Source organism: Pseudomonas sp. NFPP07, from assembly GCF_900115645.1.
GTDB classification, from domain to species: domain Bacteria; phylum Pseudomonadota; class Gammaproteobacteria; order Pseudomonadales; family Pseudomonadaceae; genus Aquipseudomonas; species Aquipseudomonas chlororaphis.
Genome location: NZ_FOXG01000005.1, coordinates 31795 through 51795 on the forward strand (window position 1 = coordinate 31795; position 20001 = coordinate 51795).

The 20001-nt window shown below is 64.8% G+C and carries 20 protein-coding genes; 5 read left to right on the top strand and 15 right to left on the bottom strand.

Annotated elements, in window-relative coordinates:
* Positions 1-4: 4 nt before the first annotated feature.
* From BM019_RS13870 to BM019_RS13905, 8 genes are all read right to left on the bottom strand, one after another.
* Positions 5-721, bottom strand: coding sequence for a DUF1190 domain-containing protein (locus BM019_RS13870; protein WP_092418605.1), 717 nt, complete (start codon positions 719-721; stop codon positions 5-7).
* Between the two features lie 20 nt (positions 722-741).
* The gene (locus tag BM019_RS13875) at positions 742-1170 is read right to left on the bottom strand and encodes a DUF350 domain-containing protein (RefSeq protein WP_009043573.1); all 429 of its coding nucleotides are present in this window, start codon (positions 1168-1170) and stop codon (positions 742-744) included.
* A gap of 15 nt (positions 1171-1185) precedes the next feature.
* Positions 1186-1836 (bottom strand): DUF2491 family protein, encoded by a 651-nt coding sequence (locus BM019_RS13880; RefSeq protein ID WP_092418606.1) that lies wholly within the window; start codon positions 1834-1836, stop codon positions 1186-1188.
* The gene (locus BM019_RS13885) at positions 1823-2857 is read right to left on the bottom strand and encodes a potassium channel family protein (RefSeq protein ID WP_092418607.1); all 1035 of its coding nucleotides are present in this window, start codon (positions 2855-2857) and stop codon (positions 1823-1825) included. The genes BM019_RS13880 and BM019_RS13885 overlap by 14 nt, the downstream gene beginning before the upstream one ends.
* Positions 2858-2926: 69 nt before the next feature.
* On the bottom strand, positions 2927-3493 hold the full coding sequence (locus BM019_RS13890; RefSeq protein ID WP_092418608.1) for a rhomboid family intramembrane serine protease: 567 nt from the start codon (positions 3491-3493) through the stop codon (positions 2927-2929).
* 166 nt (positions 3494-3659) lie between these two features.
* On the bottom strand, positions 3660-4361 hold the full coding sequence (locus BM019_RS13895; protein WP_009043577.1) for a PspA/IM30 family protein: 702 nt from the start codon (positions 4359-4361) through the stop codon (positions 3660-3662).
* A 26-nt stretch (positions 4362-4387) separates the two neighbouring features.
* The gene (locus tag BM019_RS13900; RefSeq protein ID WP_225970776.1) at positions 4388-5119 is read right to left on the bottom strand and encodes a YjfI family protein; all 732 of its coding nucleotides are present in this window, start codon (positions 5117-5119) and stop codon (positions 4388-4390) included.
* Between the two features lie 207 nt (positions 5120-5326).
* Positions 5327-5833 (bottom strand): GNAT family N-acetyltransferase, encoded by a 507-nt coding sequence (locus tag BM019_RS13905; protein ID WP_092418609.1) that lies wholly within the window; start codon positions 5831-5833, stop codon positions 5327-5329.
* A 213-nt stretch (positions 5834-6046) separates the two neighbouring features.
* On the opposite strand from BM019_RS13905, the gene BM019_RS13910 reads away from it, so the two are divergent.
* Complete coding sequence (locus BM019_RS13910; RefSeq protein ID WP_085531108.1) at positions 6047-6634, top strand: LysE family translocator; 588 nt, start codon at positions 6047-6049, stop codon at positions 6632-6634.
* Between the two features lie 97 nt (positions 6635-6731).
* Here BM019_RS13910 and BM019_RS13915 read toward each other — a convergent pair whose 3' ends face one another.
* Together BM019_RS13915 and BM019_RS13920 are read right to left on the bottom strand one after the other, a co-directional pair.
* Positions 6732-7565 (bottom strand): AraC family transcriptional regulator, encoded by an 834-nt coding sequence (locus BM019_RS13915; RefSeq protein WP_092418610.1) that lies wholly within the window; start codon positions 7563-7565, stop codon positions 6732-6734.
* Positions 7566-7604: 39 nt separating this feature from the next.
* Entirely contained in the window at positions 7605-8108 is a 504-nt protein-coding gene (locus BM019_RS13920; RefSeq protein WP_009043582.1) for a VOC family protein, read from the bottom strand.
* Between the two features lie 259 nt (positions 8109-8367).
* Between BM019_RS13920 and BM019_RS13925 the strand changes: the two genes are divergently transcribed.
* From BM019_RS13925 to BM019_RS13940, 4 genes are all read left to right on the top strand, one after another.
* Positions 8368-8823: a (2Fe-2S)-binding protein gene (locus BM019_RS13925; RefSeq protein WP_009043583.1), complete on the top strand. Its 456-nt coding sequence runs from the start codon at positions 8368-8370 to the stop codon at positions 8821-8823.
* A 23-nt stretch (positions 8824-8846) separates the two neighbouring features.
* A complete protein-coding gene (locus BM019_RS13930) occupies positions 8847-10994 on the top strand; it encodes a xanthine dehydrogenase family protein molybdopterin-binding subunit (protein WP_092418611.1) in 2148 nt (715 codons plus the stop codon).
* A gap of 1 nt (position 10995) precedes the next feature.
* Positions 10996-11574, top strand: a complete 579-nt coding sequence (locus BM019_RS13935; protein ID WP_092418612.1) for a hypothetical protein — start codon at positions 10996-10998, stop codon at positions 11572-11574.
* A gap of 91 nt (positions 11575-11665) precedes the next feature.
* Positions 11666-12265: a GGDEF domain-containing protein gene (locus BM019_RS13940; protein WP_092418613.1), complete on the top strand. Its 600-nt coding sequence runs from the start codon at positions 11666-11668 to the stop codon at positions 12263-12265.
* A gap of 114 nt (positions 12266-12379) precedes the next feature.
* Here BM019_RS13940 and BM019_RS13945 read toward each other — a convergent pair whose 3' ends face one another.
* The 5 genes from BM019_RS13945 to BM019_RS13965 are packed head-to-tail and all read right to left on the bottom strand — an operon-like array spanning position 12380 to position 19764.
* Complete coding sequence (locus BM019_RS13945; RefSeq protein ID WP_092418614.1) at positions 12380-13987, bottom strand: ABC transporter ATP-binding protein; 1608 nt, start codon at positions 13985-13987, stop codon at positions 12380-12382.
* Position 13988: 1 nt separating this feature from the next.
* Positions 13989-15008 (bottom strand): ABC transporter permease, encoded by a 1020-nt coding sequence (locus BM019_RS13950; RefSeq protein WP_009043588.1) that lies wholly within the window; start codon positions 15006-15008, stop codon positions 13989-13991.
* A gap of 1 nt (position 15009) precedes the next feature.
* A complete protein-coding gene (locus tag BM019_RS13955; protein ID WP_007920957.1) occupies positions 15010-16083 on the bottom strand; it encodes a microcin C ABC transporter permease YejB in 1074 nt (357 codons plus the stop codon).
* A gap of 1 nt (position 16084) precedes the next feature.
* Complete coding sequence (locus BM019_RS13960; RefSeq protein ID WP_092418615.1) at positions 16085-17938, bottom strand: extracellular solute-binding protein; 1854 nt, start codon at positions 17936-17938, stop codon at positions 16085-16087.
* A complete protein-coding gene (locus tag BM019_RS13965) occupies positions 17935-19764 on the bottom strand; it encodes an extracellular solute-binding protein (protein ID WP_092418616.1) in 1830 nt (609 codons plus the stop codon). The genes BM019_RS13960 and BM019_RS13965 overlap by 4 nt, the downstream gene beginning before the upstream one ends.
* Between the last annotated feature and the right edge of the window lie 237 nt (positions 19765-20001).

The window sequence follows — 20001 nt, forward strand, 5'->3', positions numbered from 1 at the left end:
TTCCTTAGCTGCTCGAGCGTCCCGAACTCCAGCTCGAGGAGCTGGAGCCGCCCCAGCCGCTGCGGGCGCTGGCCTGGCTGCCGAAGCCGCCGCGGGAGGTGGAGGAGGACACGGACATCGGCCGGGTGTTGGTCCGGAAGCCGCTGCCCGACTGCGCCTGGCGTGACTTGGAGAAGGTCGAGCCGCTGGCGATGCGCTGGTTGAGCGTCGAGTTGGCGTAGCTGCCGCGGTCGTCGCGATAGCGGTAGACCGGCTCGGAGTAATAGTTGCGGCTACCGCCGCTGAGCAGGTTGCCGATCAGCAGGCCGGTGAGCAGGCCGCTGTCATTGCTGCTGAACGACGAGCTGCGGCCAGCCTCGGGGCTGACCCCGGCTGCCGCCAGCTGTTCGCGGGTGAAGGCGCCCTGGGCGTTGATTTCAAAGCCGCCGAGCTTGGGCACGAACTTGCCGCTGGAGTCCACCTGGCACCAGTTTTCGACGAAGTCGGCATCGCAGTCGGCCTGGTTGTCGTAGACCGGCGCCTGAGCGCGGTGCTCCGCCATGGCCTTGATATAGGCATCGGAGCAGACGTCCACGGCGATCTTGCCGTCCACGCATTCCTGCACCGACTGGAAGTTGAATTTCTGCTGGACCGCGAGGGTCTCCGGCTCCGAGTTGCAGCCCGAGATCGCCAGCGCCACCGAGGCGGCCAGGGAGAGCTGAACGTATTGGCTTCGTTTCATCGAGGGCTCCGTGCGGTCGATCAGTTCTGCGAAGGGGTCATGCAGGCGGCGTTGAGCAGGCCGACGCTGATGGCCACGGCGGCGACATAGATGCCGGCGGCGATTTCACCGTTGCGGATGCGCTGCGAAGTGCCCTTGAGCACCAGGCTGGTCATCAGGAACGCCAGCAGTTGCACCACGGCGGCGATCAGCGCCCAGACGGCGAAGTCCAGCAGGCTGATGGAGTAGGCGATGACATTGCTCGCCGGGATGGCGAAACCGATGATGGCGCCGCCCAGGGCGATGGCGGCGGAGACGTTGCCCTCGCGGATCAGCTGGAATTCCTTGTGCGGCGTCAGGCGGGTGTAGACGAACTGGAACAGGGCGAACAGCACGGCCGCGCCGAGGATGTAGGTCAGGAAACCGACCACGGCGAATTTGTTCAGGGAGATGGAAAGGGCTTCAAGCATGGGTTCTGGTCCTTGTCAGAGGGTTTGCAGGTCGGTCATGTACAGGGAAATACCGAGGGAGGTCACCAGGCTGACGGTGCCGTCGGCGTATTGCTCCACGGAAAACAGCAGGAACTCGCGGCGATTGGTCAGGCCGGTGTCGCGGGCATAGAGCATCGAATGGCTTTCGAAGGCGAAGGTCTCGTCCGGCTTGGACACCTGCTCGCGCAGCGGCACCAGCTCGGTCTGTCCGGCTTCGGTGCCCCATTCGCGCAGGTACTCGACGCCGTCGAGGCTGTAGGTGGGCTGGCCGATCAGGCTGTTCGGGCCGGCCAGGCGCCGCAGCTCGGCTTCGCTGTTGACGGCCTGGTTGCTCAGGTAGTTGAACAGGATGATCGATTTGACCTGGCCGTCGATGCCGCCGCTGGTGTGCACCTGCAGCCAGTAGTCCTCGTCGTCCAGGTAGTAGCGCGACAGCCATTCGGACTGGCCCAGGTCCACCAGGCCTTCGCTGTAGACCGCCTGGTCGCCGGGAATCGCCACGCGGCTGTTGTCGGCGAGCAGCAGCTTGAGGCTGGCGTCGAAGCGGACGCCCGCGCCCATGCTCAGGCCCAGTGGGCCGGTGGCGAAACTCGAGCCTGTGGTGGCCGGGGCCTGGAGCCCCAGAAAGCGTTTAAACCATCCCATTGTCGATGTCCTTGAGGCGGGTGGAAGCGATGTAGAAGAGTTCGCCGCCCTGGATCCGCGTATCGCTGTGCGGGTTGATCTGCGGGTGTTGCGCGCCGCGGGCGCGGTAGCCGATCAGGGTGGCGTTGTAGCGTTCCTTGAGGTGTACGTAGAGCTCGGCGAAACGGCCTTCGTAAGTCTCGGGCAGGCGCATGACGTATTGGGTGGCGCCCTGGCCGACGCACAGCAGTTCGTTGATCACCACCGAGGAGCCCGGGTCCTGGGAGGAGCGCACCAGCATTTCGATGGCCATGCTCGAGGTGCACTCCAGCTTGGGGGCGTAGGAGGCGGCCAGGGTGGCGATTTCGCTGTCGTTGAAGTGGGCGACCACATGGCCGCTGGGGCGCAGCTGGTTGATCGCCAGCACGCTGGCCAGGGTCAGGTCGTCGGAGCTGGTGCGCACCAGCACCCGTTCGGCGCCGGGCACCCCGGCGCGCAACAGCAGGGCCGCGGACGACAGGCTTTCGCCCTTGATGAAGGCGGCCTTGCCCTGCATCGGGTTCTCGTCGAGGCAGGCGTCGCAGATGACGATCAGGTTGTCGTTGGAGGTTTCGTCCTGCAGCAGCAGTTCGATCACCCGCTCGCTGGACGCGCCTTCCCAGCCGACCAGCACGGTATGCCCGGTCTTGCCGGTGAAGTCGCCTTTGCCTTTCATGCCTTTTCTCCATACTTCGATAACGCTGCTGGTGGTCTTGCCGATGGCCGCGGTCAGCAGCGCGATGCCGCCGAGCATCACCCACACGGCGACGAACACTCGGCCAGCGGCGGATTGTGGCGACAGGTCGCCATAACCCACGGTCAGGGTGGTGGTGAAATAGAAATAGATGAAGGTCGCGGGCGCGGTGAGGTGCTGCTCGCCCAGGGCCACCAGGCCGAGATAGGAGGTCGCGGCATGCACGCCGAGCGCGATGGCCAGGCCCATCCAGCCGAAGCGCTGGAAGAAGGTGGCCGCGTATACCCGAAGCAAGATGAAAATCGACATCGAATCCCTGATTTCCTGATGAGCAGATCTATCCGTGATGCAGCGCGCCGTGCCCGGGCAAGGCATGGCTCATTGCCGCGCGGCATTAGACATCGGCTTGGCGCCGGATAAAAGCATTTTTGCTGCGATGAACCCCGCGAAGGCGCCAAAGATGTGCCCTTCGAAGGACACCCCGGCCCGTGGCAGGAACCCCAGGACCAGGCCGGAATACAGAAACATCGTCACCGCGGCGGCCAGCAGGCTGCTCCAGCTGCGCAATAACCAGGCGCGGGTGAGGATGTAGGCCCACAGGCCGAAGACCCAGGCGCTGGCGCCAACGTGGATGCCCCTGAAGCCGAACAGCCAGACCAGCGCGCCGCCGAGCAGGATGATGATCAGGCTGACCACCACGAAGCGCCGCTGGCCTTCGGCGATCACCATGGCGCCGAGGATCAGGAAGGGCACCAGGTTGGCGGTCAGGTGGGTAAAGGAGCCGTGGAGAAAGGGCGAGGCGAGTATCCCCGGCAAACCCTGCAGGGTGCGCGGGATCAGGCCGAAGAGATTCAGGCTGTAGCCGCTCAGGCTGTTGAGCACCTGTGCGGCGATCATTACCAGGGCCAGGCCCGCCAGGGTCTTGAAACCATTTGCAACGGCCATCGAGGCCCTCCAGGAGGCCGAAAAAACACAGGCGATTCACTGTAGGAGCGCAGCTTGCTCGCGATGGACTGGAGGGCGCCGCGCTCATCCAGGCAGTACGCGACATCGTTAACGACCATCGCGAGCAAGCTGCGCTCCTACAGGTTGAGTGGTGCAACAGCGCTGTTTACTCGGCGGACTGCTGCTTTTTCAGGCGCTCGAGGATGGCGTTGGCACTGCCCTGGTCCGGCACGATGTTGGCTTCGCGCAGGCGGCGTTCCAGGTCGTTGCCATTGCTCGAATCGGCCAGTTGCTCCTGGGCTTCCATTTCCGCCGCGCGCTGGTCTTGCTTGGCCTGCAGGCGGTTCAGGGTGTTGACCGCGGTTTCCAGCTTGCCGTTGGCGCCGCCGCTGGCGATCGAGGCGCTGACCTGGGCTTTCTGCACGCTCTCGCGGGCCTTGGCCATGTCCACTTGCTGGCGCAGGCTGCGGATGCGCGCTTCGGCCTTGCCGATGTCCTTGCGCATCTTCTCGGCGTAGGCGCCGAATTCGCTGGCTTGCTTTTGTTCCGCTTCCAGGCCGGTGGTCAGGGTCGAGATGGCTTCGGCGACTTCCAGGGCCAGGTCTTCGCGGTTGGCCTGCAGCGAGGCTACGGCCTTGGATTCCAGGTCGGCGATCTTCGCGGTGAATTCGCTGACTCGCTCCGAAGACAGTTTGTGCTTGGCCATGATGGTGACCAGCTCGCGCTTGGCGTTGGACAGGGCGTTGTCGGCGTCGCGGATTTCCTGGTCGAGGATGCGCAGGGCCTGCTGGTCGGCGATGCTTTCGCCGACTTCGTTGGCGCCGCCGCGCAGGGCGGTGAACAGTTTGTTCCAGATGGACTGAGTCATGTAGGTGTACTCCGGATTCTCGGCAATCAGTTGAAGAAGCTTTCGAAGGCTTCGGTGGCGCGTTGGACGTTGTCCACCAGGGTCTTGACCTCGGTCACCACGTTGGTCAGGTTCGAGCTGGCGCTCAGGGCGCCGAACATGTTGTAGACGGTCTGGCCGTTGGGCATGGACTCGATGCCGATCGAGGAGAGGGGGAACATCTCCCGGCTGCGCAGCACCGCGTCATTGAAGCGGGCGACGTCGTTGATCGACTCCAGGTCCACCAGCACGGTGTCGACGATGATCTGCTCGCCGACCACCGCGATGTAGATCGGCAGGCCGCCGAAGTCGTGCATTTCCAGCTTGATGCTTGGCTCGGCGCCTTGAATCAGGCTCAGGCCGATTTCGTTCGAGGTCACTTCGTCCAGGGCCTGCAAGGCGCCGAAGAGGCGGTCGATGGTCCAGTTTTCACCTGCGATCATGTCATTCTCCAATACCGGTGCGCCGCCGATCAGGGGTTGGCGCAGCTTCTTCTCAATGTGCTTGAGCACGCTCCGGTTTTCCGGAAGTACCCAGGTTTCGTGTTTCACATAACCAGCGGCACTCAGGCCCGCGCGCATCTGCTTCATGTAGAAGCTCGACGGCTTCTTGGCGGAAGCCTTGCTGGGGGCCCTGTTGCTGGAGGCCTTACTGCTGGAAGCTTTCGAGCGCTCTCCTTGTCGACTCTCTGAGGAAGCCGGTAGGTCAGCAGGCTGACTGGCCGGGAGGGTCTTTTTCATGGGGTGACTCCGTTGTGCACGTATCACGCGTGAGAACATTACAGGGGATTTTGTTATGGCTCAATGACTCACGCGTGATATTTTTTTGCTCGGCGAAGCAACGGTCGCAGGGCTCTGGAGCGGCATTTTGCGTTAATCAGCCGACTGCCGTGGCTCAGGGGGGGCATGCCGGTGCCTGGGGGCTGGGCGAGGCTTTTCGGGCCTCGATCATTGCCCGGGCGATGTCGGGGTGTGGAATTTATACAGGGTGCAGGGGTAGCCGTCTGCCGTGATTGGATGACAGCTGTAGGCGTCGCCGACGAGCGTGGGAATGACCCGGGCCCAGAAATCCCGGGCCGGACGGTTGTCGTCGATGTGGACGATCTGCCACTGCCCGGGCAGCAGTTCCAGCAGTCGCGTCACCACCTGTCGGCCGATGCCGCGACCGCGAAAGCGCCGGACCACGAAGAAGTAGGCGAGGTTGTACTGCGTCTCGGCGAAGTGCACCTGGTCGTCGACTATGGCAAAGCCCGCCAACTCGCCGTCGACCCGCAGCAGCCAGGGACGGGTGCCGGGCTGGCGCCAGTATTCGGTCTTCGGCTGGATCTGGAACAGACCGTGGCGGCCGAGCTTGAGCGGCAGCCACTCGCTGAATTCGTACATGAAGAACTGCATCAGGTTTTCGATGCATTCCAGTTCGTCGCGCTGGGCCGGGTGCAGTTCGATCTGGCTCATGGTTCCAGGCTCCGGGCAGGTTCGTCGGGCGACGCAGCCTGGGCCGCGAACGGGCATGGGGCGCCAAGGCTGTAGCGCGGGCGGGCGTTGAGGGTGAGCGCGTCGGGCATGGGATTCGTCCGTGAGCCAGGGGTGTTTTTCTTCAATACAGGGGGCGGCCTGCGCACCTACCTTGGTCACCGGACTCCCCGATTGATCCTTTGAAGGTGTGTGATGAGCGTAGTGTTTTCCATGGCGGCCTTCGCGCTAGCCTCTTCGATTACCCCCGGCCCGGTCAATATCGTGGCCCTGAGTTCCGGCGCGCAGTTCGGCTTTCGCGCCAGCCTGCGGCATGTCGGTGGCGCGACCCTGGGCTTTGTCCTGTTGCTGGTGTTGATCGGCCTGGGTTTGCATGAGTTGTTGCGGCTATGGCCGTTCCTCACTCGCGGCATCCAGTTGTTCGGGGTGGCCTTCCTGCTGTTCATGGCCTGGAAGCTGGCGGTGGACGACGGCCGGCTGAGCAGCGACGACAAGGCCAAGGCGCCGTCGGCCTGGTACGGCGCGATCATGCAATGGCTCAACCCCAAGGCCTGGCTGGCCTGCGTCGCCGGCATGGGGGCCTTTGCCGCCAATGGCGAGGCGCTGCTGGTGTGGCAGTTCGCGCTGGTGTACTTCGTGATCTGCTACCTGTCGATTGCCTGCTGGGCCTACGCCGGGACTTTTTTGCGCCAGTACCTGAGCAACCCCAAGGGCATGCGCCTGTTCAACCGCAGCATGGCGGCGCTGCTGGCGGCGAGCGCGGTATATCTGTTGTTGCCTTGAATCGGCGTTGGCTTTATCGCGAGCAAGCTCGCTCCTACAGAGATCGCGTCCTCTGTAGGAGCGAGCTTGCTCGCGATGAGGGCGTCAGGTCTGTCAATCACCCGCGATATTGCCCCGGCGTCGCCGCCAGGTGCTGCTTGAAGGCGCGCTGGAAGTGCGCCTGGTCGGCGAAGCCGGCTTCCAGGGCCACATCGGCGATCGGCTCGCCGTCACGCAACCGGGACTGGGCGAACTGCACCCGCTGGTTGACCACGAACGCGTGGGGCGTCATGCCGTAATGCTGCTTGAAGGCGCGGATCAGGTAGGACGGCGACAGCTCGGCGGCCTGGCAGATTTCCTCCAGCTTCAGCGAGCGGGTGCAGTGTTGGCGAATGTAGTCGGCGGCCCGTTGCAGTTTCTGGTTGCGCTCGCGTGGCGGCCGGCTTGCCGGGTTCAGGCGCTGCTGCAGGTCGCTGAAAAACGCCACCGTGGCGCTGTGCTTGTGCAGCGTCTCGGGCTGTTCGTCCACCAGCACTTCATACAAGCGGTTGAGCCCGGCATAGAGTTTGGGGTCGTCGCTGTGGGGCGTGGAAAAGGCGCGAAAGCCCAGGTCCTGGCTGAACCCCAGCTGATGCTGCAGGTCGGTCAGCCAGGAAGTGTCGACATAGAGCATGAGATACGACCAGGGTTGGTCGTCGATCGGGTTGCAGGCGTGCACTTCGCCGGGGTTCATCAGCACCACGGTGCCGGCGCCGATGCGAAATTGCGCCTGCTCGTGCAGGTAGGTGCTGTACCCGGCGGTGATGGCGCCGATGGAAAAATGCTCGTGGGCATGCCGGGCGTAACAGACCTTGCGCCCGTCGGCGATCGAGCGGGCCTCTATAAAGGGCAGCGCCGCATCGCGCCAGAACTGCGGGGCGGTATCGGGGCTGTGGCTCAAGCTCGGCTTCATCAAAGGCATCCCATCGGCAAGCGTCGGCCACCGAGTGTATTAGCTCTCGCCGGCGAAGGCTCGTTCCAGCGCGGCGATATCGAGTTTTTTCATCTGCAGCAGGGCCTGCATCACCCGCTGCGACTTGGCCGTGTCGGGGTCGGTCATCCAGTGGTTCAGCGCGCAGGGCACGATCTGCCAGGACAGCCCGAACTTGTCCTTGAGCCAGCCGCACTGCTGGGCCTCGGGCGCGCCGCCGTAGGACAGGGCGTTCCAGAAATGATCGATTTCGCCCTGGTTCTGGCAGTTGACCTGCAGCGAGACCGCTTCGTTGAACTGGAACACCGGACCGCCGTTGAGGCCGGTGAAGGTCTGCCCGTCGAGCTCGAAGGACACGGTCATCACCGAGCCTTCGGGGCGGCCGTGGAACTCGAAGCCGGCCTTGCCGTAGTGGGTGAGGGCGGTGATGCGCGAGTGCTCGAAGACCGAACAGTAGAACTGGGCGGCGGCTTCGGCCTGGTGGTCGAACCACAGGCAGGGGGTGATGCGATGAATGTGCGACATGACGGTTCTCCTCGGCAGGTGATCCACGCTTGGGCAAGCGTAGTCAGCCGATAGTCGTCCGGGGTTGCCGTAGATCGACAACTCACTGCCCTTCATCCGGGGGCGACGGGTGCATGACCGGCGGTCGCAGAATCCGACCTGTTCGGCAAACTGCGCTTAGCTGTATGGAAAACCTCGCGGCGCGCGTAGGCCTTCGGCCACAGCGACACCGCTCCAGGATCCCGTGAATCCTGTCCCCCCTCGGCCTGAGGAGTTGCGCATGCTGACACTCAATATCAATGGCAAGGACCAGCAGCTCGAGGTGCCCGCGGACATGCCGCTGCTCTGGGTGCTGCGCGATGTGGCGCACCTGACCGGCACCAAGTTCGGCTGCGGCATGGCGCAATGCGGCGCCTGTACCGTGCATGTCGACGGCGCGCCGCTGCGTTCCTGCGTGACCCCGGCCGCGACAGTGGCCAACGGGCAGAAGATCCTCACCATCGAAGGCCTGTCGGCAGACGGCTCGCACCCGGTGCAGCGCGCCTGGGCCGAGCTGGACGTGGTGCAGTGCGGTTACTGCCAGTCGGGGCAGATCATGTCGGCCGCGGCCTTGCTGGCGAAGATCCCGTCGCCCACCGACAGCGATATCGACCAGGCGTTGTCCGGCAATATCTGCCGCTGCGGCACCTACCCAAGGATCCGCGCGGCGGTCAAGCGCGCCGCTGAAATCGGCTGAGTCGGCATTAAGAGGGGCAAGGCATGATCACTGCATCGCGTCGTGGATTTCTCAAAGGTGGCGCGCTGCTCGGCGGCGGGCTGGTGGTGGCGTTCGTCATCCCGGGAGCCAATCGTTTTGCCCGGGCGGCGAGCGAAGAATTCGTGCCCAATGCGTTCTTGCGCATCGCTCCGGACGGGGTGGTCACCGTGGTGCTCGGCCATTCGGAAATGGGCCAGGGCATCTGGACCGGGCTGTCGATGCTGATCGCCGAGGAACTGGATGCCGACTGGTCGAAGATCCGCGTCGAGCACGCGCCGGCCGCCGCGGTGTATGGCTTGCCGGCGTTCGGCGGGATGCAGATCACCGGCGGCTCGACCTCGACCTGGATGGAGTTCGACCGCTATCGCCAAGCCGGCGCCGCGGCCCGGCAGATGCTGATCGAGGCGGCGGCCAAGCGCCTGCAGGTGGCGCCCTCGACCCTGCGCACCGAGCAGGGCTGGGTGGTGGCCGGCGACCAGCGCCTGAGCTACGGCGACCTGGCCAACGACGCCGGGCAGTTGCCGGTGCCGGAGCCGGCCTCGTTGCGCTTGAAGGAGGCCAAGGACTGGCGGCTGATTGGCAAGCCGACCCCGCGCCTGGACACCCCGGAGAAAATCACCGGCCGCGCGCAGTTCGGCATGGACATGTATTTCGATGGCCTGCTGACCGCCGTGGTCCTGCGTTCGCCGGTGTTCGGCGGCACGCTCAAGTCGTTCGATCCCCAGGCGGCGCTGGCGGTGCCCGGGGTGATCAAGGTGCTCCAGGTGCCCACGGGCGTGGCGGTGGTCGCCGAGCATTACTGGGCGGCCAAGCAGGGGCGCGATGCGCTCAAGGCCGAATGGGACCTGGGGCCGAACGCCAACATGAGCAGCGAAAGCCTGATGCAGAGCTTTCGCAAACTGGCGCTGACCCCCGGGACCAAGGCCGCCGAGGCCGGCGATGCGGCCGGGAGCATGGCCAAGGCGACGCAGGTGCTCAAGGCCGAATACAGCGTGCCGTACCTGGCCCATGCGCCGATGGAACCGCTCAACTGCACGGTGCGCATCGGCGCCGACAAGTGCGAGATCTGGACCGGCACCCAGTTCCAGACCCTGGACCAGATGGTCGCGTCGAAGATCACCGGGCTCAAGCCGGAACAGGTGCAGATCCACACGCAATTTTTGGGTGGCGGTTTCGGCCGTCGGGCCAACCCGACCTCGGACTTCGTCAGTGAGGCGGTGGAGGTGGCCAAGGCTGCCGCCGCCCCGGTGAAAACTGTCTGGTCGCGGGAGGACGACGTGCGCGGCGGCTATTTCCGTTCGGCGTTCCTGCATCAGGCGCAGGTCGGCCTGGACGCCCAGGGCCTGCCGCTGGCCTGGCAGCATGTGCTGGTGGGGCAGTCGATCATGGCCGGCACCTCGTTCGAGGCCAGCTTCGTCAAGAACGGCATCGACAACACCTCGGTCGAGGGCCTGGCGGACGGGCCTTACCTGAAGGGCACGCCGAACCACAGGGTCGACCTGCATTCGCCGATGACCGGCATCACCGTGCTATGGATGCGTTCCGTGGGCCATACCCACACCGCGTTCGTCGTCGAATCGTTGATCGACGAGATGGCCGCCGCGGTGGGCAAGGACCCGGTGGAATACCGCCGCACCCTGCTCAAGGATCACCCACGGCACCTGGGCGTGCTCAACCTGGCGGTGGAGAAGGCCGGCTGGGGCAAGCCCGTGCCCAATGGCCATGCCCTGGGCGTGGCGGTGCATGAGTCCTTCGGCAGCTACGTGGCGCAGGTGGCCGAGGTGTCCCAGGAGGCCGAGCGGATTCGCGTGCACCGGGTGGTCTGTGCGGTGGATTGCGGTATCGCGGTGAACCCGCAAAGCATCGTCGCGCAGATGGAGTCGGGCATCACCTTCGGCCTGGGCATGGCCCTGCACAGCCGCATTTCCTTCAAGGACGGCCGGGTGGTGCAGTCCAACTATCACGACTTCCAGGTGTTGCGCCTGAACGAGATGCCTGCGGTCGAGGTGCACATAGTCGCCAGCAGCGAGAAGCCCGGCGGTATCGGCGAGGCGGGCGTGCCGCCCACGACGCCGGCGGTGGCCAATGCGGTGTTCGCCCTGACCGGCCAGCGCCTGCGCGAGCTGCCGCTGCAACTGGCGGGGGTGTGAGATGAAACGCCACCTGCTCCTCGGCTCGCTGATCCTGATCGGCCTGGGCGGTTATGCCTCGGACCTGTTCGCCGCCGATGAACCGGCGCTGGCGGCATTCGCGACGGTGCAGAAGGTATTCCAGAGCCCGCGCTGCCAGAACTGCCACATTCCCGGGGATGCGCCCTTGCAGTTCGACGCCGGCACGCCCCATGCCATGGCCGTGGTCCGTGGCCTGGACGGCAAGGGCGCGGCGGGGCTGCCGTGCGCCGCCTGCCATGGCGCAAGCAACCCGCCGGACAGCTACGGCCCGCACGCGCCACCGGGGGCACCGCACTGGAGCCTGCCGCCGGCGGCGCACAAGATGGCCTGGATCGGCCTGCCGGCCGACCGCCTGTGCCAGATGATCAAGGACAAGGCCAGCAACGGCGATCGCGACTTTGCCGCGCTGATCAAGCATGTCAGCGAAGACAAGCTGGTGCTCTGGGGCTGGAATCCCGGTGGCAATCGCGCGCCGGTACCGGTGCCCCACGACGTGTTCGTCAGCCAGTTCAAGCGCTGGGCCGAGGCGGGCGGACCCTGTCCGGCGGTCGGAAGTTGACGCCAGGAGCGCCCAGCGAGGGCTGGTTGCGGGGCAGTCGCAGGCCCCGGCAACTAAGCTCTATAGGTGATACCCGCCAATGGAGTGTGCGATGTTTTCCCCAGACAAGCCTGTCCAGGCACCGAACCCGGTGCCAGCCCCGGAGGCGGACGACCCGTCCCGGCAACTGTTGCGCGATCAGAACCGCCGGGCCGAGCAGGAGCTGGCCGCGGTGCAGGTAGCCAACCTCGATAAACTGACCCTGCTGCCCAACCCCCACGGCTTTGCGGTGCTGGCCGGCGATGCGCTGCAGGCCTGCAAGGACCTGAACTGCCCGGCGACCTTGCTGCTGTTCGATCTTGACGATATCTACCGTATCGCCCGCGCTTATGGGGCGGAAGAAGGCGAGGCGGCGCTCAAGACCTTCGCCGATGGCCTGCGCATCGCCTTTCGCGAAAGCGACGTGGTCGGGCATCTGGAGTTCCAGCGTTTCGCGGTGCTGCTGACCGGCTCGGAACGGATGGAAAAGCTGGCGATCATCGCCCGCCTGCAGGCCATCCTCGACGAGCGCACCACCACCCAGCAGTGCATTTACGACATCTGTTTCAGCATCGGCCAGATCGAGTTCGATCCGGCCCGGCCGGTCGATGTGGAAACCTTGCTGGCGGATGCCGACAAGTCCATGAGCAGACCGGCCTCGGGCCGCAGGTAAAGGGGTAGCCGCCGATCCATGGAGGTTTTTTCGTCAAACGGCTGTGTGGGCTGGACGGGGAGAAAGTCCAGCCGATAAAAAACCGCCCAAGGGCGGTTTTTTATCCTGTGGCGGTCACTCGGCGCTCGGCACCAGGAACGCGGCTTCCAGCAACTGCCGGGTGTAGGGGTGCTGCGGCGCGGCGAAGATGTGCTGTGCGTCGCCTTGCTCCACCACCTGGCCATGCTTGACCACCATCAACTGGTGGCTCAGGGCCTTGACCACCGCCAGGTCGTGGCTGATGAACAGGTAGGTCAGGTTGTACTTGGCCTGCAGCTTGCGCAGCAGCTCCACCACCTGGCGTTGCACGGTGCGGTCGAGGGCCGAGGTCGGCTCGTCCAGCAGGATCAGCGCCGGCTTGAGCACCAGGGCGCGGGCGATGGCGATGCGCTGGCGCTGGCCGCCGGAGAACTCGTGGGGGTAGCGGTGCCGGGTTTCCGGGTCCAGCCCCACTTCCTTGAGCGCTTCGATGATCGCCTGTTCCTGCTCGGCGGCGCTGCCGATCTTGTGGATGCGCAGGCCTTCGCCGACGATCTGGCTCACGCACATGCGCGGGCTGAGGCTGCCGAAGGGGTCCTGGAACACCACCTGCATCTCCCGGCGCAACGGCCGCACCTGCTGCTGCGACAGGCCGTCCAGTTGCTGGCCTTCGAAGCGGATGGCGCCCTTGCTGCCGATCAGGCGCAGGATTGCCAGGCCCAGGGTGGATTTGCCCGAGCCGCTTTCGCCGACGATGCCCAGGGTCTGGCCCTGGGGCAGGCTGAAGTTGATGCCGTCCACCGCCTTCACATGGTCGACGGTGTGACGCAGCAGGCCTTTCTTGATCGGGAACCAGACCTTCAGGTCCTCGACCTGCAACAGCGGCGGGCCGACCACATTGCTCGCCGGCTTGCCGCTGGGCTCGGCCGCCAGCAGTTCGCGGGTGTAGGGATGCTGCGGCGCGCGGAACAGTTCTTCGCAGGACGCCTGTTCGACGATGCAGCCGCGCTGCATCACGCAGACGCGGTGGGCGATGCGCCGGACCAGGTTGAGGTCGTGGCTGATCAGCAGCAAGGCCATGCCCAGGCGCGCTTGCAGCTCCTTGAGCAGTTCGAGGATTTTCAGTTGCACGGTGACGTCGAGGGCGGTGGTCGGCTCGTCGGCGATCAGCAGTTCCGGTTCGTTGGCCAGGGCCATGGCGATCATCACCCGTTGCCGCTGGCCGCCGGACAGCTCGTGGGGCAGGGCCTTGAGGCGCTTGTGTGGCTCGGGGATGCCCACCAGTTCCAGCAGCTCCAGGGTGCGCCGGGTGGCGACCTTGCCGATCAGGCCCTTGTGCAGGCCCAGCACCTCGTTGATCTGCTTCTCGATGCTGTGCAGCGGGTTGAGCGAGGTCATCGGCTCCTGGAAGATCATGGCGATGCGGTTGCCGCGAATATGCCGGATGGTTTTTTCTTTCTGGGTCAGCAAATCCTGGCCGGCGTACTGGATGGTCCCGGACGGATGGCGGGCCAGCGGGTAGGGCAAGAGGCGCAGGATCGAGTGCGCGGTCACCGACTTGCCGGAACCGCTTTCGCCCACCAGGGCCAGGGTTTCGCCGCGCTTGATGTCGAAGCTGATGCCCTCGACCACCCGTTGCGTGTGCTCGCCGACGCCAAATTCGACGGCGAGGTCGCGGACTTCGATCAGATTGTCCTGATTCATCTCATTTCCTCGGGTCGAAGGCATCGCGAGCGGACTCGCCGATAAATACCAGCAGGCTCAACATGATCGCCAGCACGGCAAAGGCGCTGATGCCCAGCCACGGCGCCTGCAGGTTGGATTTGCCCTGGGCCACCAGTTCGCCCAGGGACGGCGCACCGGGGGGCAGGCCGAAACCGAGGAAGTCGAGGGCGGTCAGGGTGCCGATGGCGCCGGTGAGGATGAACGGCATGAAGGTCATGGTCGAGACCATGGCGTTGGGCAGGATATGGCGGAACATGATCGCGCCGTTCTGCATGCCCAGGGCGCGGGCGGCGCGCACGTATTCCAGGTTGCGCCCGCGCAGGAACTCGGCGCGCACCACGTCCACCAGGCTCATCCAGGAGAACAGCAGCATGATCCCCAGCAGCCACCAGAAGTTCGGCTGCACGAAGCTGGCGAGGATGATCAACAGGTAGAGCACCGGCAGCCCGGACCAGATCTCCAGGAAGCGCTGCCCGGCCAGGTCGACCCAGCCGCCATAGAAGCCCTGCAGTGCCCCGGCGATGACGCCGATGATCGAACTGAGGATGGTCAGGGTCAGGGCGAACAGCACCGACACCCGGAAGCCGTAGATCACCCGCGCCAGCACGTCGCGGCCCTGGTCGTCGGTGCCCAGCAGGTTGTCCGCCGAGGGCGGCGCGGGGGCCGGGACTTTCAGATCGTAGTTGATGCTCTGGTAGCTGAACGGGATCGGCGCCCACAGCACCCAGGCGTCCTTGGCCGCCAGCAGTTCGCGGATATATGGGCTCTTGTAGTTGGCCTCCAGGGGGAACTCGCCGCCGAAGGTGGTTTCCGGGTAGCGCTTGAGCGCCGGGAAGTACCAGCCGTCGTCGTAGTGCACCACCAGCGGCTTGTCGTTGGCGATCAGCTCGGCGCCCAGGCTTGCGCCAAACAGGATCAGGAACAGCCACAGCGACCACCAGCCGCGCTTGTTGGCCTTGAACAGTTCGAAGCGCCGGCGATTGAGGGGGGACAGGTTCATCTCAATGCTCCCGGCTTTCGAAGTCGATGCGTGGGTCGACCAGGGTGTAGGTCAGGTCGCCGATCAGTTTCACCACCAGCCCCAGCAGGGTGAAGATGAACAGGGTGCCGAACACCACCGGGTAATCGCGGTTGATCGCCGCCTCGAAGCTCATCAGGCCTAGGCCGTCGAGGGAGAAGATCACCTCCACCAGCAAGGATCCGGTAAAGAAGATGCCGATGAAGGCCGAGGGGAAACCGGCGATCACCAGCAGCATGGCGTTGCGGAACACATGGCCGTACAGCACGCGGCGCCTGGTCAGGCCCTTGGCCCGGGCGGTGACCACGTACTGCTTGTTGATCTCGTCGAGGAAGCTGTTCTTGGTCAGCAGGGTCATGGTGGCGAAGTTGCCGATCACCAGGGCGGTCACTGGCAGCGCCAGGTGCCAGAAGTAGTCGAGGATCTTGCCGCCCCAGCTCAGCTGGTCGAAGTTGTTCGAGGTCAGGCCGCGCAGCGGGAACCAGTCGAAATAACTGCCGCCGGCGAACATCACGATCAGCAGGATGGCGAACAGGAACGCCGGGATCGCATAGCCGACGATGATCGCCGAGCTGGTCCAGACGTCGAAGTGGCTACCGTGGCGAGTGGCCTTGGCGATCCCCAGGGGGATCGACACCAGGTACATGATCAGGGTGCTCCATAGCCCCAGGGAGATCGACACCGGGAGCTTTTCGCGGATCAGGTCGACCACCTTGGCGTCGCGGAAGAAGCTGTCGCCGAAATCCAGGGTCGCGTAGTTCTTGATCATGATCCACAGGCGTTCCGGCGCCGACTTGTCGAAGCCGTACATCTTCTCGATTTCCTTGACCAGGGCCGGGTCCAGGCCCTGGGCCCCGCGGTAGCTGGACCCGGCCACCGAGACTTCGGCGCCGCCGCCGGCGATCCGGCTGGTGGCGCCTTCGAAACCCTCGAGCTTGGCGATCATCTGTTCCACCGGGCCGCCGGGCGCGGCCTGGATGATCACGAAATTGATCAGCAGGATGCCGAACAGCGTGGGGATGATCAGCAGCAGTCGCCGCAGAATGTAAGCCAGCATCTTATTGCTCCACGCCGTCGGGGGCGGCCTGCGAGTGGGTGTCCAGGGGCACGGCGGGCTTGGCGTCGGGCTTGATCCACCAGGTCTGGATGCCGACGTCGTACTTGGGCGAGACGCTCGGGTGGCCTATGTGATCCCAATAGGCCACGCGCCAGGTCTTGATGTGCCAGTTGGGAATCACGTAGTAGCCCCATTGCAGCACCCGGTCGAGGGCGCGGGCATGGGCCACCAGGCTCTTGCGCGAGTCGGCATTGATCAGGTCTTCAACCAGGGCATCGATGGTCGGGTCCTTGAGGCCGATGAAGTTGCGGCTGCCGGGGTTGTCGGCGCTGGAGGACTTCCAGTATTCGCGCTGCTCGTTGCCCGGCGAACTCGATTGCGGGAAGCCGCCGACCACCATGTCGAAGTCCCGCGAGCGCAGGCGGTTGATGTACTGGGAAACGTCGACCCGGCGGATCACCAGGTCGATCCCGAGGTCCGCGAGGTTGCGCTTGAACGGCAGCAGCACGCGCTCGAACTCGGTCTGCGCCAGCAGGAACTCGATCACCACCGGCTTGCCCTGGACGTCGACCATCTTGTCGTCGACGATGCGCCAGCCGGCTTCCTGCAGCAGCTGGTAGGCCTGGCGCTGCTGGGTGCGGATCATGCCGCTGCCATCGCACACCGAGGGCTGGAAGGCTTCAGTGAAGACCTGGTCGGGGATCTTGCCGCGCAGCGGTTCGAGGATCTGCAACTCGTCGGCGTCGGGCAGGCCGGTGGCGGCCATTTCCGAGTTCTCGAAGTAGCTGCGGGTGCGGGTGTAGGCGCCGTTGAACAGTTGCTTGTTGGTCCACTCGAAGTCCAGCAGCAGGCTCAGGGCCTTGCGCACCCGCACATCCTGGAACAGCGGACGGCGAATGTTGTAGACGAAGCCTTGCATGCCGGTAGGGTTGCCGTTGGGGATCTGTTCCTTGATCAGCCGACCTTCGGCCACCGCCGGGATGTTGTAGGCGTTGGCCCAGTTTTTCGCGCTGGTTTCCAGCCAGTAGTCGAATTGGCCGGCCTTGAGGGCTTCCAGGGCCACGGTGTTGTCACGGAAATAGTCGGTGGCCATGACGTCGAAGTTGAACTGGCCGCGGTTGATCGGCAGGTCCTTGCCCCAGTAATCCTTGACCCGCTCATAACGCACCGAGCGTCCGGCCTTGACCTCGACCACCTTGTACGGGCCGCTGCCGAGGGGGATTTCCAGGTTGCCCTTGGAAAAGTCGCGGTGCTCCCACCAGTGCTTGGGCAGTATCGACAGCTGCCCGAGGATCAGCGGCAGCTCGCGGTTGTTCTTGTGCTTGAACTTGAACAGCACCTTGAGCGGGTCTTCGGCGATCACGTCCTCGACGTCGGCGTAGTAGCCGCGGTACATCGGCGCGCCGGCCTGCATCAGGGTCTGGAAGCTGAACACCACGTCTTCGGCGCGGATCGGCTGGCCGTCGTGGAAACGCGCCTCGGGGCGCAGGTAGAAACGCACCCAGCTGTTGTCCGGGGCTTTCTCGATCTGCCCGGCGATCAGGCCGTATTCGGTGAAGGGTTCGTCCAGGCTCTGGCGCATCAGGGTGTCGTAGATCAGGCCGATATTGTCCGCCGGCACGCCTTTGTTGATGAACGGGTTGAGGCTGTCGAAGCCGCCGAAGCCGGACTCGCGGAAGGTGCCGCCCTTGGGCGCGTCCGGGTTGACGTAGGCGAAGTGCTTGAAGTTCGCCGGGTACTTCGGCGGTTCGTTGTACAGGGTCAGGGCGTGTTGCGGGGCGGCCTGGGCGAGGCAGGCGATCCCCGTCAGCAGCACGCCGCCGGCCCACGGGAGCAGGGCACGCAGGGGCATCATTGGGCTTTCTCCAGAGACTTCAGCCACCAGGCGCTCAGGCCCAGTTGGTAGGGCGGCGTGGTGACGAAGGCGAACCGGTTGCGGTACGCCAGGCGATGATAGTTGAGGTACCAGTTGGGGATGATGTAGTGCTGCCACAGCAGCACCCGATCCAGGGCCCGACCGGCGGCCAGTTGCTCGTCGCGGCTCTGCGCGGCGAGCAGGTGTTCCAGCAGGTGATCGACAATGGGATTGTTGATGCCCGCATAGTTCTTGCTGCCCTTGACCCCGACCTGGCTGGAGTGGAAGTACTGCCATTGCTCCAGGCCCGGGCTCAGGGTCTGGTTCAGGGTCATGAGGATCATGTCGAAATCGAACTGATCCAGGCGCTGCTTGTACTGCGCCCGGTCCACGGTGCGCAGGTGCGCGTCGATGCCGATGCTGGCCAGGTTCTCGACGTAGGGCTGGAGGATCCGTTCCAGGTTCGGGTTGACCAACAGCAGCTCGAAGCGCAGCGGTTGCCCGTTGCTGTCGAGCAGGCGCTGGCCGTTGAGCTTCCAGCCGGCTTCGGCGAGCAGGCCCAGGGCCCGGCGCAGGGTCGCCCGCGGGATGCCGCGGCCGTCGGTCTGCGGCAGGCTGAAGGGCTGGGTGAACAGGCTGGCGGGCAACTGCTCGCGGTAGGGCGAGAGCAGCAGCCATTCATGGCCGACCGGCAGGCCCGTGGCGGAGAACTCGCTGTTGGGGTAGTAGCTGGTCGCGCGCTTGTAGGCGCCGCTGAACAGGGTGCGGTTGGTCCACTCGAAATCGAACATCAGGCCCAGGGCTTCGCGCACCTTGCGCTCGGCGAAGATTGCCCGGCGGCTGTTCATGAACAGGCCCTGGGTCTGGGTCGGGATCTGGTGCGCCACCTGGGCCTTGATGATGTCGCCGCGATTGACCGCGGGGAAGTTGTAGCCGTTGGCCCAGTTCTTCGCCTGGTGTTCGATGTAGATGTCGAATTCGCCGGCCTTGAAGGCTTCGAAGGCGACGTCGCTGTCGCGGTAGAACTCCACCGCGACCTTGTTGAAATTGTTGAAGCCGCGATTGACCGGCAGGTCCTTGCCCCAATAGTCCTTGACCCGCTCGAACAGCAGCGAGCGCCCCGGTTGCACCCGGGTGATGCGGTAGGGGCCGCTGCCCAGCGGCGGCTCGAAGGTGGTGGCCTTGAAGTCGCGGTCTTTCCAGTAGTGCTGCGGCAGCACCGGCAACTCGCCCAGGCGCAGGATCAGCAGCGGGTTGCCGGAGCGCTTGAAGACGAAGCGGATGCGTTGCGGGCCGAGAATGTCCACCCGCTGCACTTCCTGCAGGTTGGTGCGGTATTGCGGGTGGCCTTCCTTGAGCAGCAGCCGATAGGAAAACGCCACATCGTAGGCGGTGATCGGCTGGCCATCGTGGAAGCGCGCCTCGGGGCGCAGGTTGAACACCACCCAGCTGCGGTCTTCGCTGTATTCGACGGAGCGGGCGATCAGGCCGTAGCTGGAAGTCGGCTCGTCGCCGGACGGCGCGTACTGGCCGGTGCCGACCATCAGCGGCTCGTTCAGCTCGTTGACCCCGTATTGCAGGAAGTTGGGCGTGGAAACCGGGCTGCTGCCCTTGAAGGTGTAGGGGTTGAGGGTGTCGAAGGTGCCAAACGCCATGACCCGCAAGGTCCCGCCTTTGGGCGCGGCGGGGTTGACCCAGTCGTAATGGGTGAATTTGGCGGGGTACTTGAGCGTGCCGAACTGCGCGTAACCATGACTTTCAGTGATCGTTGCGCTTGCGGGAAAGCTCAAGGCCAGACTGATTAGGGACAGGAGGAGGGGACGCATCAAGTCAGAGATCCGATCCAGGCGGCTTGGGCTTTGTGCTCCGTACAGTAACAGCTTGTATCGACAGGAAAAAGGCCGCCCCGGGATGGCCACGACATTTGCTTGTCGCCGCTGGATACAGCGCAATCTGTAGCCGCTGCCGAAGGCTGCGATCGACCGGTACGGTCGTGGGGATCTTCAGGGCGCAGGAGGGCCTGCGGCCCTATCGCAGCCTGCGGCAGCGGCTACACCGGAAGA

What these genes read in the sequence shown, in the direction of transcription:
- BM019_RS13915 (WP_092418610.1), bottom strand. Translation starts at nt 7,565, where the DNA reads ATGAAGCCGAGCTTGAGCCACAGCCCCGATACCGCCCCGCAGTTCTGG.
- BM019_RS13935 (WP_092418612.1), top strand. Translation starts at nt 10,996, where the DNA reads ATGAAACGCCACCTGCTCCTCGGCTCGCTGATCCTGATCGGCCTGGGC.
- BM019_RS13930 (WP_092418611.1), top strand. Translation starts at nt 8,847, where the DNA reads ATGATCACTGCATCGCGTCGTGGATTTCTCAAAGGTGGCGCGCTGCTC.
- BM019_RS13900 (WP_225970776.1), bottom strand. Translation starts at nt 5,119, where the DNA reads ATGAAAAAGACCCTCCCGGCCAGTCAGCCTGCTGACCTACCGGCTTCC.
- BM019_RS13940 (WP_092418613.1), top strand. Translation starts at nt 11,666, where the DNA reads ATGTTTTCCCCAGACAAGCCTGTCCAGGCACCGAACCCGGTGCCAGCC.
- BM019_RS13870 (WP_092418605.1), bottom strand. Translation starts at nt 721, where the DNA reads ATGAAACGAAGCCAATACGTTCAGCTCTCCCTGGCCGCCTCGGTGGCG.
- BM019_RS13875 (WP_009043573.1), bottom strand. Translation starts at nt 1,170, where the DNA reads ATGCTTGAAGCCCTTTCCATCTCCCTGAACAAATTCGCCGTGGTCGGT.
- BM019_RS13925 (WP_009043583.1), top strand. Translation starts at nt 8,368, where the DNA reads ATGCTGACACTCAATATCAATGGCAAGGACCAGCAGCTCGAGGTGCCC.
- BM019_RS13885 (WP_092418607.1), bottom strand. Translation starts at nt 2,857, where the DNA reads ATGTCGATTTTCATCTTGCTTCGGGTATACGCGGCCACCTTCTTCCAG.
- BM019_RS13880 (WP_092418606.1), bottom strand. Translation starts at nt 1,836, where the DNA reads ATGGGATGGTTTAAACGCTTTCTGGGGCTCCAGGCCCCGGCCACCACA.
- BM019_RS13905 (WP_092418609.1), bottom strand. Translation starts at nt 5,833, where the DNA reads ATGAGCCAGATCGAACTGCACCCGGCCCAGCGCGACGAACTGGAATGC.
- BM019_RS13960 (WP_092418615.1), bottom strand. Translation starts at nt 17,938, where the DNA reads ATGATGCCCCTGCGTGCCCTGCTCCCGTGGGCCGGCGGCGTGCTGCTG.
- BM019_RS13965 (WP_092418616.1), bottom strand. Translation starts at nt 19,764, where the DNA reads ATGCGTCCCCTCCTCCTGTCCCTAATCAGTCTGGCCTTGAGCTTTCCC.
- BM019_RS13895 (WP_009043577.1), bottom strand. Translation starts at nt 4,361, where the DNA reads ATGACTCAGTCCATCTGGAACAAACTGTTCACCGCCCTGCGCGGCGGC.
- BM019_RS13910 (WP_085531108.1), top strand. Translation starts at nt 6,047, where the DNA reads ATGAGCGTAGTGTTTTCCATGGCGGCCTTCGCGCTAGCCTCTTCGATT.
- BM019_RS13950 (WP_009043588.1), bottom strand. Translation starts at nt 15,008, where the DNA reads ATGAACCTGTCCCCCCTCAATCGCCGGCGCTTCGAACTGTTCAAGGCC.
- BM019_RS13955 (WP_007920957.1), bottom strand. Translation starts at nt 16,083, where the DNA reads ATGCTGGCTTACATTCTGCGGCGACTGCTGCTGATCATCCCCACGCTG.
- BM019_RS13945 (WP_092418614.1), bottom strand. Translation starts at nt 13,987, where the DNA reads ATGAATCAGGACAATCTGATCGAAGTCCGCGACCTCGCCGTCGAATTT.
- BM019_RS13920 (WP_009043582.1), bottom strand. Translation starts at nt 8,108, where the DNA reads ATGTCGCACATTCATCGCATCACCCCCTGCCTGTGGTTCGACCACCAG.
- BM019_RS13890 (WP_092418608.1), bottom strand. Translation starts at nt 3,493, where the DNA reads ATGGCCGTTGCAAATGGTTTCAAGACCCTGGCGGGCCTGGCCCTGGTA.